Origin of the sequence: Faecalibacillus sp. MSK20_93, assembly GCF_020589945.1 — a bacterium.
GTDB lineage: Bacteria > Bacillota_I > Bacilli_A > Erysipelotrichales > Coprobacillaceae > Faecalibacillus > Faecalibacillus intestinalis.
Genome location: NZ_JAJDKA010000062.1, coordinates 1 through 15,279, shown reverse-complemented (window position 1 = coordinate 15,279; position 15,279 = coordinate 1). Strand labels below are relative to the sequence as shown.

Genomic DNA, 15,279 nt, shown 5'->3' with positions numbered 1-15,279 from the left:
GAAATCAGAAAATTATATTCTTGGTCTGATGAAGATAAATTAATTAATAACTAATATTACCTAGAGGATAGAAATATCCTCTTTTTTTTTTAAATAAAAAAACTCACTAAATTGCATAAGCAATTTAATGAGTCTATAAATTAAGCTTCTTTTCTTTGTTTAAAGAAAACATATCCAGCTGCAGCAAACATCATGATCATTGCATAAATTTCACCATGAGCAGTATCTCCAGTTTTTATTGCTTGTGATGGATTATTTTCTGCTTTTTTATTATCAGTTGCACTTCCCCAATCATAACCACCAATGTGAATACTGTATGTTCCATGAATATCAACTGTTCCATCAGCAAAAACAAGATTTGTTGATATGAGACACATCATCGCACATACAAATAAACTAAATATCTTTTTTAACATTTTTTTCCTCCCTTTTTTTGACAAGTAAAACCTTATCATTGAAAGAGTTTACATAAATGTTAAAAACGTACTTCTTTAATGTTATTTTCTAACTTTTTCACGATATTTTGCTGGTGTATCATGATAAACTTTTTTAAAATCATTAATAAATGATTTTAAATTTGGAAAGCCATGTAAATAAGCAATTTCTAAAATTGTATAATTTGAAAACAAAACATCCTGTCTTGCCTTTTTTAAACGAACAGCAATAAGATATTCTTTAACTGTAACGTTTAAATGACTTTTAAAATAATGTGATAAATATCCTGTAGATATATTAAAGTGTTGCGCTATATTATCAATTGAAAGATCTTCGTTATAATGTAAGTCAATATATTGTGTCATTCTTATTATTCTTTTATCATGTAAAGTTTGTAAATTTAAATTTGTTTTTTATCTAAAGTATTTGAAAGCAACGTATATAAAAGATGTAAAATATAACTTTCAATTTCTATTCTTTGAAATTGATTGCTATGATCATAAGCTGCAATAATTTTAAAAATGTCTAACAATATCTTTTCTTTGATTTTATGATTAGGTTGAATAAATTGATAATTATCAATAGCTGGATAATATTTTTTAATAAAATCATAATTTATTTGAAGTGCATATCCTTTATAGATATCAGTATCTTCCGTATGATGCATCCCATGAATTTCTTGACTATTAATAATATATAAGCTTCCTTGAGGAATAATCAATTCTTTATCAGTAATAAATAATTTTAGTTTTCCTAAAACGGGAATCAAAATTTCAATACTAGTATGATAATGTTTAGCTGTTTTTGTATGATGATCTTCAAAATAAATATCTAATAATTTAATAGGTAATTGGTATTTTTAGTATTGTATCATTTGTTTTTCCTCTATTTAAAACGTTCTATAAATTCATTTAATAAAGCTGAAACTTCTTCGTTTTTTCTGGTAATAAAAGCGATTCCTGTATATAAATTTTTATCTTCTAAAATCGTATAAACAAGAGAATGGTCATAAGGTAAAGCTAAACTACTCATTGGACAAATTGCTACTCCAATACCACTATTGGCCCAAATAAGAGACGTTCTACTATCATCACAAGTTACTTTTAATTGAATTTGAATTAGTTTATTTAAACAATAATCATTGATTAAAGGCAGATATCTTTGATGAATAATTAAAGGAGTATCTTTAAAATCTTTTATTTTTCTTTTAGTATTTATAAAATATTCTTTTTTTCCAATAGCAATCATCGGTTCTTTTTCTAAATAAAAAGTATTTACTTGGGAAGTATCAAAAGGTGTTCTAACAATTCCTAAATCAATATTATGTGATAATAATAAATCAAGAATTTCATAAGTAGACCCTTCATGGATAGCATATTGAACATGTTTATTTTTTTTAATAAATTCTTGAATACTTTCTTGTTGAATTAAACCACTATTAGAAGAAGTAATACCAATTCTTAAAACATCTTGATAAGATTGTTTTAATTCATTTTTAGTAATTTCAGTTAAATCTAAGATTTGTAAACATCTTTTATAAAAACGATTGCCAGCCTCTGTTAATTCAACTTGTTTATTACCTCTTTTTAAAAGTATAACACTTAATTCTTCTTCTAATTGTTTAAGTTGCATTGATAAAGGTGGTTGAGCCATATGAAGCTTTTTAGCAGCTTTAGAAATCGTTCCTTCTTCTACAATAGTTTTAAAATATTTCATTTGTCTAATATCCATCATAAAACTCCTTCAAATGGGAATAATATATTTATTAAATATAATTAATATATAATATATATATTTTACATATAGATAAATCTTATCATATAATAACGCAGAGGTGAAGAATATGAAACTATTAAAATATGTAAAGGAGTTTAAGTTTTCAGCAACTTTAGGTTTTTTATTTAAAATCTTTGAAGCTGCTTTAGAATTATGTGTTCCCGTTGTTATGGCCTCTGTCATTGATAAAGGAATTGCTTATAAAGATACCAATTATATTTTAAAATGTGGGCTCGTCCTTATTGGTTTAGCTGTTTTTGGTTATTTATTTGCACTTGTTTGTCAATGGTATGCTTCCCTTACATCACAAAGTGTGGGGACACAACTTAGAAAAGACATGTATCATCAAATCAATAAATATGATGATGCCAATTTAGATGCCCTTACAGCACCATCATTAGTTACAAGGCTTATTAATGATGTGGTACAAATTCAATTAGCTGTAGCGATGACGATTCGTCTTACGTCAAGAGCTCCATTTTTAATGATTGGTTCATTATTTATGGCTTTTATGATCAGTGGTTCTTTATCAATGATCTTTGTTGTAGGAGCTGTTATTTTAGCGGTATCGATGTTATCAATTACAATTATTTCAATGCCTTATTTCTCTCGTATTCAAAAGTTATTAGATAAGATTGCTTTAATAGCAAGAGAAAACTTAAAAGGTGTACGTGTTATTCGTGCTTTTTCAAATCAAAATCATGAAGTAAAAAGATTTAATTTAGAAACAAAAAATCAAAAAGATGAACAAGTAAAAGTAGGTAAAATACAAGCTTTATTAAATCCCTTTACTTATTTAATTGTAAACTTTGCAATCATTATTATTATTTATGCTAGTGGTTTCCAAGTCAATGTAGGAAGTCTTTCTCAAGGGGAAGTTATTGCCTTAATTAACTATATGAATAGTATTTTACAAGCACTCATTGTCTTTGCGAATGTTTTATCAATCTACAATAAAGCTACAGCAAGTTATCAAAGAGTTTTTGAAGTACTTGAAACAACACCACAAGTAGAAAATCAAGGAAGTTATTCAACCCTTATTCCTGATGAAAAGATGATTGAATTTAAAGATGTCAACTTTGGATATCTTCAAAAAGATGTGTTACACAACTTATCATTTACGATCAATAAAGGTGAAACAGTAGGAATTATTGGAGGAACGGGTGCTGGTAAATCAACACTAGTATCCCTTATTGGAAGAAATTATGATGTTAGAAGTGGACAAATTAAAATAGCTGGTAAAAATATTCAAGATTATAAACTAGAAACATTAAGACAACATATCAGTTATGTTTTACAAAATACATCATTGATTTCAGGAATAATTAAAGAAAATATTTGTATGTCAAAACCTTATCAAGAAGAAACAATGAATAAAGCTTTAGAAGTTTCACAAGCTAAAGAATTTGTAAGTTGTCTTCCTCAAGGAATAGAAAGTGCTGTTGTTCAAGGAGGGAAAAACTTCTCTGGTGGACAAAGACAACGTTTAACAATAGCTAGAGCGCTTTATAAACAAGCGGATATTTTAGTTTTAGATGATTGCTCAAGTGCGTTAGACTATGCAACAGATGCTGCTTTACAAAAACAATTACAAGAATTAAAAGAAATGACAAAAATTGTTATTTCTCAAAGAACAGCGTCTTTAAAAAGATGTGATCGTATTATGGTTTTGTATCATGGTGAACTTGTTGGTTTTGATTGTCATGAAGAATTATTAAAGAATTGTACGGTTTATAAAGAAATTTATGAATCTCAAAATAGTAAGGATGGTGATTACAATGGATAAAAAAACAATTAAAAGATTGCTTACATATTGTAAACCTTATCGTTTTTTAATTATGTTATTAACACTTTTATCAATTGTCTCTGTTGTCTTTACTTTACTTACACCTGTTTTAATAGGTCAAGCAATAGATTTATTGGTTGGAAAGAATCAAGTTCATTTTCAAGCGTTATTGAACAAACTTATTTTTATTGGAATTGTTATTTTAATTATTTCTTTGATTCAATGGATCATGGGACAAATTACAAATACAATTACTTATAATATTACGAATGATTTAAGAAATAGAGTATTTGATCAAATTCAAGTTCTTCCTTTAAAATATATTGATGCTACAAGTCATGGAGATATTTTAGGAAGATTGATCAATGATATTGATTTAATTGGACAAGGTTTATTACAAAGTTTTACATCCTTGCTTACAGGAATTGCAACAATTGTAGGAACGATTTTGATTATGGCTTATATTCATTTTTCGGTAGCTGTAATTGTGGTTGTTTTAACACCACTTTCTTTACTTGTCGCTTCTTTGATTGTTAAAAGAACACATTCTTATTTCCAAGAACAACTTGCTTTAAGAGGGGAAATGAATGGTTATTGTGAAGAAATGATAGGTAATCAAAAAATTGTTAATATTTTTGATTATCAAGAACAAAACGAAGAAAAGTTTAATGAAATCAATGAACGTATGCATAAAAGTGGGGTTATTTCACAATTTTATGGGGCTTTAATTAATCCCACAACACGTTTAGTTAATAGTATTGTTTATGCTGCTGTTGGTATCTTTGGAGCATTTCAAGTATTAAATGGTTCATTTACAGTAGGTATTCTTTCAAGCTTTTTAACATATGCTAACCAATATACAAAACCATTTAACGAAATATCATCCGTTATGTCAGAAATGCAAACAGCCATTGCTGCCAGTCAAAGAGTCTTTGCATTATTAGATGAAGAAACAATCCAAGAATTAACAACATCTAAAATCATTGAAAATAAACAAGGACATATTATCATTGACCATTTAAATTTCAGTTATGATCCAAGTAAACCATTAATTCAAGATTTTAACTATGAAGCTAAACCAGGAACAATGACAGCTATTGTAGGTAAAACAGGTTGTGGAAAAACAACATTAATTAACTTATTAATGCGTTTCTATGATCCTCAAGGTGGAAAAATTACAATTGATGGTGTTAATATTGAAGATATGAACCGTGATGATTTAAGAAAAATGTACGGTATGGTTTTACAAGATAGTTGGTTATTTAAAGGAACTATTAAAGAAAATATTGCTTATGGAAAAACAAAAGCTAGTGATGAAGAAATCATTGAAGCAGCTAAAAAAGCACGTGTGCATAAATATATTATGTCTCTTCCTCAAGGATACGATACAATGGTTGAAGAAGATGGTGGAAATATGTCTCAAGGACAAATGCAACTTGTGTGTATTGCACGTATTATGTTAACACATCCACCAATGTTGATTTTAGATGAAGCAACAAGTTCAATCGATACGCGTACAGAATTACAAATTCAAAAAGCTTTTGATGAAATGATGAAAGGAAGAACAACCTTTATTGTTGCTCACCGTTTATCAACGATTAAAAATGCCAATCAAATCATCGTTATGGATCAAGGACATATTGTAGAAATTGGTAATCATGAAGAATTGCTTCAAAAACATGGTTATTATCATCAACTTTATTACAGTCAATTTGAAACGGAATAATCAAGAAAGTTACGATTTTAAATCGTAGCTTTTTTTATTGGTTACTAAAAGGTAACTATACCACAATATTGTGCGTACTTTTTTTTATTAGAAATAAAATTATAATGAAAAACGAAAAAGGAGGCACAACAATGAATGTTTCAACTTGTTTAAATATTTTAAGAGAAATCAAAGATGTTGCTTTTGCAACCGTTGATGAAAATAATCAACCACAAGTAAGAATTATAGATGTGATGTTGGTTGAAGATAGTAAATTATATTTTTGTACAGCAAGAGGAAAAGATTTTTATAAACAATTAAAAAATCAACCATACGTTGCAATTACAGGAATGAATAAAGAGTATCAAATGGTTCGGTTAAATGGACTTGTTAAACGATTAGAAAATCAAAAATATTGGATAGATCGTATTTTTAAACATAATTCATCAATGAATGATGTTTATCCAAATGAGAGTCGTTATATTTTAGAAGCCTTTTGTCTTGAAGAAGGTTAACTAGAATTCTTTGATTTAGGCAAAGAACCTATTTATAGAGAAAGTTTTTCAATGAATAAAGAGATAAAACCTAAAGGATTTATCATTAGTAATCAATGTATTCAATGTGGCTTATGTCAAAAGAATTGTCCACAACAATGTATTTCAAATTATCAAATTCAACAATTTGATACTCCTGAAAATATTATCAAATATCCAGCAAATAATTTCGTAAAAAAACTCGTTTCTAAAAACGAGTCCTAATCTTGATAATAATTTTCTTTATAATTTTCTCCCCAAATAGACATCGCATCTAAAATAGGTTTTAAACTATAACCAAGTTCCGTTAAAGAATATTCAACGCGTGGAGGAACTTCAGGATAAACGGTACGTGTTAGTAAACCACTTTGTTCCATTTGTCTAAGTTGGGCTGTTAAAACCTTTTGGCTAACGTGACCAATTGATTTCTTCAATTCACCAAAACGTTTAGTACCAGGAAGAAGATCTCTTAAAATCAAGACTTTCCATTTATCACTAATAAGTGTTAAGGTTGTTTCAACTGGGCAAGCAGGTAATTGTTGTTTTTCCATTTTTGTCTCCTTTAGTATCTAAGAGATACTTAGTATATTATATATACTATTATAAATAAAAGAAAAGAGGTATGCAAGAGATGAACTATTTAAAGATGTTAGTAGATGAATTTCATTCAACAGTTGTTGCTACATTAGATCAACAAGGGTATCCACAAACAAGAGCAATCGATATGATGCTTTATGATGAAAAAGGTATATATTTTCTGACGGCTAAAGGGAAAGCCTTTTATCAACAACTTATCCAACAAAATTATATGTCATTAACTGCTTTAAAAGATAAAAGAGCAATTTCTTTAAAAGGAAAAGTTAAATGTATTCATCATACGTATTTAAAAGAAATCTTTCAAAAAAATACGTATATGCAAAAAATATATCCTGAAAATACAAGAGATATATTAGAAGTTTTTTGTTTATATGAGGCAACAGGTGAATATTTTGATATTACTGATCCGAGTAATATTATTAAAGAAACATTTGCAATTGGAAGTATTGAAAAAGAAACAGGATATTTTATTAATGATACATGTACTGGATGTTTAAAATGTTTAGATCTTTGCCCACAAAAATGTATTCATGTTGATCAAAAAGTAAAAATTGATCAAAGACATTGTTTAAGTTGTGGAAGATGTCTAGAAATATGTCCTGTTCGTGCGATAGAAAGGGGAATTTAGATGAACCAAGAAGAAAGAAGAAAATATTTGATTCAAGAATTACTTGATGAAAGAGAAGAATATCGTCATCTTGAAATTCCTCAAAATGAAGGTTCACAAAAACTTTTATTGAGGGATTTGATGAATGTTCGAGAACCAAAAAAAATAAAAAGTGAATTTTATCGTATTCAAGATGCTTATTTACAAACAGCAATTGAAGAAAAAGGAATTGTAGATGTCAATGATTTAAAACCTATCCAAGAAGGTATTTATTTGTGGCAAGGAGATATTACAACTTTAAAATGTGATGCCATCGTTAATGCTGCTAATAGTCAAATGACAGGATGTTATATTCCTCATCATCGTTGTATTGATAATTGTATCCACAGCTATGCTGGAATGCAACTTCGATATGCTTGTTATCAAATAATGGAAAAACAAGGAAAACAAGAAGCTACAGGAAAAGCTAAAATAACTAAAGCTTATAATTTACCAAGTCGTTATATCTTACATACAGTAGGTCCGATTATTTATTCAACGGTGGCTAAAAAAGATGAAGAATTACTGGCATCATGTTACCGTAGTTGTTTAGAACTTGCAGATGCATATCATTTAGAAAGTATTGCTTTTTGTTGTATTTCTACTGGTGAATTCCACTTTCCTAAAGAACTTGCAACAAAGATTGCAATTAAAACAGTTAAAGAATATTTAAAAAATGAAACAAGTATAAAGAAGGTGATTTTTAATGTTTTCAAAGACGAAGATCGAGACATCTATGAAAGATATTTGCGCTAAAATACAAGAAGCGGATGCTATTGTTATTGGAGCAGGTGCAGGACTTTCTACGGCTGCTGGATATGAATATGCAGGAGAAAGATTTAATAAGTATTTTAGTGATTTTGAAGAAAAATATGGAATTCATGATATGTATTCAGGAGGTTTTTATCCTTACGATACTTTAGAAGAATATTGGGCTTGGTGGTCAAGACATATCTATTATAATCGTTATGTAGATCATTTAGATTTATATCAAAAACTCTTTCAACTTGTTAAAGATAAAGATTATTTTGTTTTAACAACTAATGTGGATCATTGTTTTCAAAAAGCAAATTTTGATAAACAAAGATTATTTTATACACAAGGGGATTATGGCTTATTTCAATGTTCATCTCCTTGTCATCAAGAAACATATGATAATGAAGAACTTATTAAAAAGATGATTGAACAACAAAAGGATATGAAAATTCCTACATCTTTAATTCCTTATTGTCCTCATTGTGGAAAACCAATGACAATGAATTTAAGATGTGATGATACTTTTGTTGAAGATGAAGGATGGCATCAAGCTTATTTTAGATATCAAGATTTTATCAGAAGACATCAAGATTTAAAAATTGTTTATCTTGAATTAGGTGTAGGACAAAATACACCAGGTATTATTAAATATCCATTTTTTAGATTTGTTGAAAAAAATAAAAATGCAACTTATATTTGTATTAATAAAGATACTTATTGTCCTCAATCCATGGAAAAAAGAGCATATTGTATAAGTGAAGATATAAAGAATGTTATTGATGATTTATTAAAAATTAAATTGGAAAAATAGTATATTTATACAGCTTTTAATCAACTTGTGATAGATCCAGAAGACCCGTTAAAATATGGATTCCAATTAAAAAAAATAAGATGGTGCGTAAAAACATCATCTTTTTTGCTATATGTTGATCAATAAAAAATAAATTTAATGGAAAATATTTTGAACTATTTGTCCATTGAAAGAAAAAAGAGGAAAACTAAAATAATCATAGAAATGAAACAAGTTTGACACAAATACATCGCTAGAAAAAACTTAATGTAACAAGTGAAGAAGATGTTTTAAAAATTATTAATTAAAAAATAAACAGTTTGAAATAGATGCTATCTCGAACTGTTTTTTAATATAAATTATTCAATTAAAAGAAAGATTTAAAGGAGTAGTTGATTCTTTTGTACCATGAGGAAGACGTTTTTTTAAAGGAATGACTTTAAAACCAGGGCATAGATACATAAAAGGGGAATAACGTAATTCATGGCTAAGTATAGAAATAACTGTTTTTTGATCTAAAGATGTATAAACATCAAAAACAAGGTCAAAATCTAAAGGATGAATGTTTTTTAATTGAATGCGAGAATCTTTATGATTTTTAATCATTAATTTAAAAATGTGATAGTTACCTGCTGTAATACATAATTTCATGAAAGCACCTCCTTTTATAGTTTGAACAAAAACATAAATAATATGAATAAAAATAGACAATTTTTATTAAAAAAATTATAATAAAGGAAACGGGGAGCTTTTTGCTGAGAGTAAGTATTGACTTAGACCCATAACCTGATTTGGATAATGCCAACGTAGGAGATATAGACGTTAACAGAGTTCAACAGGACTCTCTTTTTATTTCCAGGGAAAAAAAAGAATATTGTAAAGAAAGAAGGAAATTTGATGAAATTAAATAAAGAAGATTTATTATTGTATGGAGTAACAGATTCAAAATATTTAAAAGGAAGAAAAATGTCGGAATTAGTTGAAGAAGCCATTCTTGGTGGTGTAACAATGATTCAACTAAGAGAAAAAGAAATGACACATGAAGCATTTAAACAAGAAGCATTGGATGTTCAAAGCGTGTGTCAAAAACATCATGTTCCTTTGATTATTAATGATGATGTTGAATTGTGTAAAGAAATTGATGCAGATGGGGTCCATATTGGGCAAGATGATTTAAATTTAAAAGAAGCAAGAAAAATATTAGGTGAAGATAAAATTATTGGTGTATCTGCACATAATTATGAAGAAGCAAAAATAGCTTTAGAAAATGGGGCTGATTATTTAGGTGTCGGAGCTATTTTTGCAACTCAAACAAAAGATGATGCACAAAATATTTCAATGGAAACATTAAATGAAATTTGTCAAAAAGTTGATATTCCTGTGGTTGCTATTGGTGGTATTAATCAAGTGAATATCTTAGAATTTATGGGGGTTGCTATTGATGGTGTTGCTATCGTTTCAAGTATCTTTGGAAGTGATGATATCCAAAAAGCAAGTTGTATGTTAAAAGATAAAATTCAAAGAGTTATCTCTAATAAAATGCCAACTTGCCTTACAATTGCAGGTAGTGATAGTAGTGGAGGTGCAGGAATTCAGGCAGATTTAAAAACAATGCTTGCTAATCGTGTTTATGCTATGTCAGTTATTGCAGCATTAACGGCTCAAAATACCACAGGAGTGGATGCTATTTATGATGTTGATGCTTCTTTTGTGGCTAGTCAAATGGATAGTGTGTTTACAGATATTTATCCAATGGCTGTTAAAATTGGAATGGTTTCTCAAAAAGAAGTCATTTTATCTATTAGTGGAAAGTTAAAACAATATCATGCACGTAATATCGTTGTTGATCCTGTGATGGTGGCTACAAGTGGGGCAAAACTTATTAGTGATGAAGCTATTGATACATTAAAAGCAAATCTCTTCCCACTCGCAACGGTTTTAACACCAAATATTCCTGAAGCCGAAGTTTTATCAGGATTAAAAATCAATAATGAAGAAGAAATGTTAACAGCAGCTAAATATATTGGAGATCATTATCATTGTGCAGTGTTACTTAAAGGCGGACATCAAATCAATGATGCCAATGATTTACTTTATAAAGAAGGTAATTATCAATGGTTTAAAGGAAAACGTATTAATAACAATAATACCCATGGAACAGGATGTACTTTATCAAGTGCGATTGCTTCTTATTTAGCACGAGGTGAAAATTTGGAAAATGCTGTTAAAAAAGCTAAAGATTATATTTCGGGAGCGCTTGCGGCAATGCTTGATTTAGGACAAGGACAAGGACCAATGGATCATGGTTATGTTTTAGATAAAAAAGATTAGACGAATTGTCTATTTTATAGGTATAATAGTGGCGGGTGATGAAAATGAATTATTATGAAGAAGCCTTGAAATTACATGAAAAACATCAAGGAAAAATACATACGGAATTAAATTGTGAAATTAATACAATGGATGATATGTCTGTTGTTTATACGCCAGGGGTTGCTGAACCTTGTCGTAAGATTGCTGAAAATGAAGAAGATGTTTATCGTTATACAACAAAATCAAATACAATTGCTGTTGTCTCAAATGGAACAGCTGTTTTAGGACTTGGAAATATAGGAGCCAAAGCTTCGATTCCAGTCATGGAAGGAAAAGCTGCTCTATTTAAAAAATTCGGAGATGTCAATGCGGTACCTATTTGTTTAGATACACAAGATAAAGAAGAATTGATTCAAACAGTTAAAAATATTGCACCATGTTTTGGTGGAATCAACTTAGAAGATATTGCTTCTCCAGATTGTTTTGAAATCGAAGAAAGATTAGATCAAATGTTAGATATTCCTGTATTCCATGATGATCAACATGGAACAGCTGTTGTTGTTTTAGCGGCCTTATATAACGCTTTAAGAGTGACAAAAAAAGATATCAAAGATATTACAGTTGTTTTAAATGGGCCAGGAGCTGCAGGAACAGCTATTATTAAAATGATGCATACAGCCGGTGTTGGTAAAATTATTGCAGTGGATGAATTTGGAATTTTATATAAAGATAGACAAGAAGGACTTATTCCTCATAAGCGTGCTTTATGTGATATTACTAATCCTGATAATATGCAAGGTACATTAGCCGATGCATTAAAAGGTGCAGATGTTTTTGTAGGTGTTTCTAAACCAAATCTAGTAACTGATGAAATGGTTCATTCAATGAACAATGATCCAATTATCTTTGCAATGGCAAATCCTGAACCAGAAATTACTTATCAAAAAGCCAAAGCAGCAGGAGCAAGAGTTGTTGGAACAGGTCGTTCTGATTATCCAAATCAAATTAATAATGTTTTAGCTTTCCCTGGTATTTTTAAAGGAGCATTAGAAGCAAGAGTTCCTTCGATTACACCAGAAATGAAAGTAGCTGTGGCTAAAGCTATTGCAGATACAATCAGTGATGAAGATTTAAATGAAGAAAATATCATGCCAAAAATCTTCAATAAAGATGTGACAGCAGCTGTTGCTAATGCAATTAAACAATTTGCTAAATAAAAAAGATATTAACAAAATAAATGACCCTACCTATTTGGTAGGGCTATTTCATATAATTATATTATCATAGTTAAAGTGAAAGAAATCGATGATAAATATGGGTAGAGAGAATAGGGTGAAAATGATCAGTGAAAATAATTGAGATAAAAGATAGAAATGATGAACTATTAAATACACTGTAAATGTTTGGGAAGATTCTGTAAAAGCCACACATACATTTTTAAATGAACAAGAAATTGAACATATTAAAGAATATATTCCAATGGCATTAAAGAATGTTGAACATTTGATGGTTGTAGATAATGATGATGCTGTGGGATTTATGGGAATTGAAAATCATAAATTAGAGATGTTGTTTATAGCTTCTAACCAAAGAGGAAAAGGGCTAGGTAAAGCTTTACTACAATATAGTATGAAGAATTATGGTGTTTGTGAATTAACGGTAAATGAGCAAAATCCGCAGGCTATTGGTTTTTATGAAGTAATGAGATTTAAAACATACAAGAAAACAGAATTAGATGAAGCAGGAAACCCTTATCCGCTGTTATATATGAAATTAGATAGATAAGATTTTATAGAATTGTTTAAAAAATTAATTATAATGAATATGAAAAAAGAACAACAAACGGTTTACCTTGGATTTTAATAGTATGAAATAACTATCACACATTTTTCTAGAAACAAGAGGTAGTTATTTTTGTTATATATAGAAGTAATTTTACAATGATATCTATTACTGACATGCTTAATGCAAGTGTCCATACTAAATAATATATAACAAAAATGATTCTATTATGATAGAATGATACAAGGAGGTACATAGTATGGAAGTTATGCTTATTGTTGGGTTATTTGCTTCATCTGCGCTTTCCTTAAATTTTATTGTTAATCAAAAATATAAATTAGCAGGATCAATGAATATTATTAACTTATGTTTAGTGGTAGCGACAGCTTATCAATTTGATCAAGTAAAGAATATTGTTTGGTTATTTGGAATTGCGGCAGGAGTTGTACTTGTTTATTTTGTAGTAAGATTTCTTTTAAAGAAGAAGAAAAAAGAAAAACAACAATCTATTGAAAATAAGGTTGTTGATGTAGATGTTGTAGATAAGGAGAATTAGAGAATGGAAAAAGTATTAATTGAAATTGAAATGGAAAATGGAGATGTGATGAAAGGAGAACTTTATCCTGAAGTTGCACCAATTACAGTAGAAAACTTTTTAAAATTAATTGATGAAGATTTTTTTGCAGGATTGATTTTCCATAGAGTTATCCCAGGATTTATGATTCAAGGTGGGGGATATACAAAAGACTTTAAAGAAAAACATTGTGATTCTATTAAAGGCGAATTTAAAAGCAATGGTGTTAACAATGAATTAAAACATACAGAAGGTGTTTTATCTATGGCTAGAACAATGATCAAAGATTCAGCATCTTCACAATTCTTTATTATGCATAAACCAGCACCACATTTAGATGGTGAATATGCTGCATTTGGTAAAATTACTGAAGGTTTAGATATTGTAGATCAAATTGCCAATGTCCCTACAAACTTCCAAGATTGTCCAACAACACCAGTTGTGATCAAAACAATTAGAAGAGCGTAATTGTATGAAAGTAATGTTTATATCAGATATTCATGGTTCTTATTATTGGGCAAATAGGGCCATTGAAAAATATCATGAAGAAAAAGCGGATAAACTTATTATTTTAGGGGATATTTTATATCATGGACCACGTAATGATTTACCTAAGGATTATAATTGTAAGAAGGTTATTGCTTTATTAAATCCTTTAAAGAAGGATATTATTGCAGTTAGAGGAAATTGTGATAGTGAAGTTGATCAAATGGTTTTAGATTTCCCTATGCGTAGTGACTATGCTTTGATGGATGTTGATCAACATCATTTCTTTATGACACATGGACATTTATTTAATGAAGATCAACTTCCTTTATTAAATGAAAATGATATTTTGATTTATGGACATTTTCATAAACCACTTGCTAAAAAAGAAAACGGTATTTATATTTTAAATCCGTCTTCGATTTCTTTACCTAAAGAAGGTACGAACAGTTATGGTATTTATGAAAATGACTGTTTTACAATTAAAACATTTGATAATGAAATTGTAAAACAAATACAATTAGATTAATGAAAGAATCGTTTGATAGATAATATCAAGCGATTTTTTTAATGTGTGCCGGGCATGGCACTAATTCAGTTGGAGATAAACCAACCACAGGTATTTACCGCAAGTGTAATGAACCACAAGTCGTCGTCAGTGATGGCAAGGATGGAGGAAGTGGTGTAGTGATTCTTTTGAGCGTACGAACAGAAACTTGATATAAGGCTAAATGGTGGATGAGATTGCATTACAAATCGAAGTCCAAAAGGTAAACGTAAAACCAAGACAGTAAATCAAGACAGTAAATCAAGACGTTGTAAAAGTTAGAGGATTAGTGAATTACCAAATGTTGCTGTAAAGCTTCCAGCTTTAGCTGTGGAGATATAAGGCAACTTTTTAAGTTTTTATCAATAACGTATAGCGTTAGATAACCTTAAGCAGTATAATGTACCCATGAAATGCAAATCGAATAATAATGTGACCTATTCCTGCAAATATCATGTTGTCTTCTGTCCAAAATATCGACGTCCCGTTCTTGTAGACGGTGTGGATGATCGCTTAAAGGAGTTGATTAAAGAAAGCTGTGATCAATTGAATG

Annotated in this window: 20 protein-coding genes, 1 pseudogene and 1 riboswitch; of the genes and pseudogenes, 15 read left to right on the top strand and 6 right to left on the bottom strand. The window is 29.1% G+C overall.

The window, feature by feature from the left end:
- Positions 1-140 precede the first annotated feature (140 nt).
- From LJD34_RS13735 to LJD34_RS13720, 4 genes are all read right to left on the bottom strand, one after another.
- On the bottom strand, positions 141-416 hold the full coding sequence (locus LJD34_RS13735) for a hypothetical protein (protein ID WP_227360167.1): 276 nt from the start codon (positions 414-416) through the stop codon (positions 141-143).
- A gap of 81 nt (positions 417-497) precedes the next feature.
- On the bottom strand, positions 498-800 hold the full coding sequence (locus LJD34_RS13730; RefSeq protein ID WP_227360166.1) for a helix-turn-helix transcriptional regulator: 303 nt from the start codon (positions 798-800) through the stop codon (positions 498-500).
- 35 nt (positions 801-835) lie between these two features.
- Positions 836-1,264, bottom strand: coding sequence for an AraC family ligand binding domain-containing protein (locus LJD34_RS13725; protein WP_227360170.1), 429 nt, complete (start codon positions 1,262-1,264; stop codon positions 836-838).
- Between the two features lie 56 nt (positions 1,265-1,320).
- Positions 1,321-2,166: a LysR family transcriptional regulator gene (locus tag LJD34_RS13720; RefSeq protein WP_032089589.1), complete on the bottom strand. Its 846-nt coding sequence runs from the start codon at positions 2,164-2,166 to the stop codon at positions 1,321-1,323.
- Between the two features lie 112 nt (positions 2,167-2,278).
- Here LJD34_RS13720 and LJD34_RS13715 point away from each other — a divergent pair, with 112 nt between their 5' ends.
- The 4 genes from LJD34_RS13715 (at position 2,279) to LJD34_RS13700 (ending at position 6,460) form a co-directional block, all read left to right on the top strand.
- The gene (locus LJD34_RS13715; protein ID WP_227360165.1) at positions 2,279-3,997 is read left to right on the top strand and encodes an ABC transporter ATP-binding protein; all 1,719 of its coding nucleotides are present in this window, start codon (positions 2,279-2,281) and stop codon (positions 3,995-3,997) included.
- A complete protein-coding gene (locus tag LJD34_RS13710; protein ID WP_227360164.1) occupies positions 3,990-5,723 on the top strand; it encodes an ABC transporter ATP-binding protein in 1,734 nt (577 codons plus the stop codon). The genes LJD34_RS13715 and LJD34_RS13710 overlap by 8 nt, the downstream gene beginning before the upstream one ends.
- 131 nt (positions 5,724-5,854) lie before the next feature.
- Entirely contained in the window at positions 5,855-6,217 is a 363-nt protein-coding gene (locus LJD34_RS13705; RefSeq protein ID WP_227360163.1) for a pyridoxamine 5'-phosphate oxidase family protein, read from the top strand.
- 51 nt (positions 6,218-6,268) lie between these two features.
- On the top strand, positions 6,269-6,460 hold the full coding sequence (locus LJD34_RS13700) for a 4Fe-4S binding protein (RefSeq protein WP_227360162.1): 192 nt from the start codon (positions 6,269-6,271) through the stop codon (positions 6,458-6,460).
- Here LJD34_RS13700 and LJD34_RS13695 read toward each other — a convergent pair.
- The gene (locus LJD34_RS13695) at positions 6,457-6,786 is read right to left on the bottom strand and encodes a winged helix-turn-helix transcriptional regulator (RefSeq protein ID WP_227360161.1); all 330 of its coding nucleotides are present in this window, start codon (positions 6,784-6,786) and stop codon (positions 6,457-6,459) included. The genes LJD34_RS13700 and LJD34_RS13695 overlap by 4 nt on opposite strands.
- An 80-nt stretch (positions 6,787-6,866) precedes the next feature.
- Between LJD34_RS13695 and LJD34_RS13690 the strand changes: the two genes are divergently transcribed.
- From LJD34_RS13690 to LJD34_RS13680, 3 genes are read left to right on the top strand one after another with little or no spacing between them, the layout of a single operon-like run.
- The gene (locus LJD34_RS13690; RefSeq protein WP_227360160.1) at positions 6,867-7,460 is read left to right on the top strand and encodes a 4Fe-4S binding protein; all 594 of its coding nucleotides are present in this window, start codon (positions 6,867-6,869) and stop codon (positions 7,458-7,460) included.
- The gene (locus LJD34_RS13685; RefSeq protein ID WP_227360159.1) at positions 7,461-8,234 is read left to right on the top strand and encodes a protein-ADP-ribose hydrolase; all 774 of its coding nucleotides are present in this window, start codon (positions 7,461-7,463) and stop codon (positions 8,232-8,234) included.
- Complete coding sequence (locus LJD34_RS13680) at positions 8,215-9,045, top strand: SIR2 family NAD-dependent protein deacylase (protein WP_227360158.1); 831 nt, start codon at positions 8,215-8,217, stop codon at positions 9,043-9,045. The genes LJD34_RS13685 and LJD34_RS13680 overlap by 20 nt, the downstream gene beginning before the upstream one ends.
- Before the next feature lie 342 nt (positions 9,046-9,387).
- Here LJD34_RS13680 and LJD34_RS13675 read toward each other — a convergent pair whose 3' ends face one another.
- Positions 9,388-9,675, bottom strand: a complete 288-nt coding sequence (locus LJD34_RS13675) for a hypothetical protein (protein ID WP_022001422.1) — start codon at positions 9,673-9,675, stop codon at positions 9,388-9,390.
- Between the two features lie 80 nt (positions 9,676-9,755).
- A riboswitch (TPP riboswitch) is annotated at positions 9,756-9,853 on the top strand.
- A gap of 68 nt (positions 9,854-9,921) precedes the next feature.
- On the opposite strand from LJD34_RS13675, the pseudogene thiE reads away from it, so the two are divergent.
- From thiE to LJD34_RS13635, 8 genes and pseudogenes are all read left to right on the top strand, one after another.
- A pseudogene (gene thiE / locus LJD34_RS13670) lies at positions 9,922-10,506 on the top strand (thiamine phosphate synthase); the annotation flags it as partial.
- Between the two features lie 57 nt (positions 10,507-10,563).
- Positions 10,564-11,355 (top strand): bifunctional hydroxymethylpyrimidine kinase/phosphomethylpyrimidine kinase, encoded by a 792-nt coding sequence (gene thiD / locus LJD34_RS13665; RefSeq protein WP_227360169.1) that lies wholly within the window; start codon positions 10,564-10,566, stop codon positions 11,353-11,355.
- 44 nt (positions 11,356-11,399) lie between these two features.
- Positions 11,400-12,554: an NADP-dependent malic enzyme gene (locus tag LJD34_RS13660; RefSeq protein ID WP_117783027.1), complete on the top strand. Its 1,155-nt coding sequence runs from the start codon at positions 11,400-11,402 to the stop codon at positions 12,552-12,554.
- Between the two features lie 262 nt (positions 12,555-12,816).
- Positions 12,817-13,122: a GNAT family N-acetyltransferase gene (locus LJD34_RS13655; RefSeq protein WP_233544744.1), complete on the top strand. Its 306-nt coding sequence runs from the start codon at positions 12,817-12,819 to the stop codon at positions 13,120-13,122.
- A gap of 256 nt (positions 13,123-13,378) precedes the next feature.
- On the top strand, positions 13,379-13,675 hold the full coding sequence (locus tag LJD34_RS13650) for a hypothetical protein (protein WP_022001697.1): 297 nt from the start codon (positions 13,379-13,381) through the stop codon (positions 13,673-13,675).
- A gap of 3 nt (positions 13,676-13,678) precedes the next feature.
- The gene (locus LJD34_RS13645) at positions 13,679-14,161 is read left to right on the top strand and encodes a peptidylprolyl isomerase (protein WP_022001696.1); all 483 of its coding nucleotides are present in this window, start codon (positions 13,679-13,681) and stop codon (positions 14,159-14,161) included.
- A 4-nt stretch (positions 14,162-14,165) separates the two neighbouring features.
- The gene (gene yfcE / locus LJD34_RS13640) at positions 14,166-14,708 is read left to right on the top strand and encodes a phosphodiesterase (RefSeq protein ID WP_107030173.1); all 543 of its coding nucleotides are present in this window, start codon (positions 14,166-14,168) and stop codon (positions 14,706-14,708) included.
- 426 nt (positions 14,709-15,134) lie between these two features.
- Positions 15,135-15,279, top strand: a 145-nt coding sequence (locus tag LJD34_RS13635; protein WP_227360168.1) for a transposase, incomplete at its 3' end; no start/stop codon positions are given.

Excerpts from the sequence above, each read along its gene's own strand:
- LJD34_RS13720 (WP_032089589.1), bottom strand. The coding sequence starts at position 2,166 with ATGGATATTAGACAAATGAAATATTTTAAAACTATTGTAGAAGAAGGA.
- LJD34_RS13660 (WP_117783027.1), top strand. The coding sequence starts at position 11,400 with ATGAATTATTATGAAGAAGCCTTGAAATTACATGAAAAACATCAAGGA.
- LJD34_RS13710 (WP_227360164.1), top strand. The coding sequence starts at position 3,990 with ATGGATAAAAAAACAATTAAAAGATTGCTTACATATTGTAAACCTTAT.
- LJD34_RS13735 (WP_227360167.1), bottom strand. The coding sequence starts at position 416 with ATGTTAAAAAAGATATTTAGTTTATTTGTATGTGCGATGATGTGTCTC.
- LJD34_RS13715 (WP_227360165.1), top strand. The coding sequence starts at position 2,279 with ATGAAACTATTAAAATATGTAAAGGAGTTTAAGTTTTCAGCAACTTTA.
- LJD34_RS13675 (WP_022001422.1), bottom strand. The coding sequence starts at position 9,675 with ATGAAATTATGTATTACAGCAGGTAACTATCACATTTTTAAATTAATG.
- LJD34_RS13690 (WP_227360160.1), top strand. The coding sequence starts at position 6,867 with ATGAACTATTTAAAGATGTTAGTAGATGAATTTCATTCAACAGTTGTT.
- LJD34_RS13645 (WP_022001696.1), top strand. The coding sequence starts at position 13,679 with ATGGAAAAAGTATTAATTGAAATTGAAATGGAAAATGGAGATGTGATG.
- LJD34_RS13700 (WP_227360162.1), top strand. The coding sequence starts at position 6,269 with ATGAATAAAGAGATAAAACCTAAAGGATTTATCATTAGTAATCAATGT.
- LJD34_RS13655 (WP_233544744.1), top strand. The coding sequence starts at position 12,817 with ATGGCATTAAAGAATGTTGAACATTTGATGGTTGTAGATAATGATGAT.
- thiD (WP_227360169.1), top strand. The coding sequence starts at position 10,564 with ATGCCAACTTGCCTTACAATTGCAGGTAGTGATAGTAGTGGAGGTGCA.
- LJD34_RS13650 (WP_022001697.1), top strand. The coding sequence starts at position 13,379 with ATGGAAGTTATGCTTATTGTTGGGTTATTTGCTTCATCTGCGCTTTCC.
- yfcE (WP_107030173.1), top strand. The coding sequence starts at position 14,166 with ATGAAAGTAATGTTTATATCAGATATTCATGGTTCTTATTATTGGGCA.
- LJD34_RS13730 (WP_227360166.1), bottom strand. The coding sequence starts at position 800 with ATGACACAATATATTGACTTACATTATAACGAAGATCTTTCAATTGAT.
- LJD34_RS13695 (WP_227360161.1), bottom strand. The coding sequence starts at position 6,786 with ATGGAAAAACAACAATTACCTGCTTGCCCAGTTGAAACAACCTTAACA.
- LJD34_RS13680 (WP_227360158.1), top strand. The coding sequence starts at position 8,215 with ATGAAAGATATTTGCGCTAAAATACAAGAAGCGGATGCTATTGTTATT.
- LJD34_RS13705 (WP_227360163.1), top strand. The coding sequence starts at position 5,855 with ATGAATGTTTCAACTTGTTTAAATATTTTAAGAGAAATCAAAGATGTT.
- LJD34_RS13685 (WP_227360159.1), top strand. The coding sequence starts at position 7,461 with ATGAACCAAGAAGAAAGAAGAAAATATTTGATTCAAGAATTACTTGAT.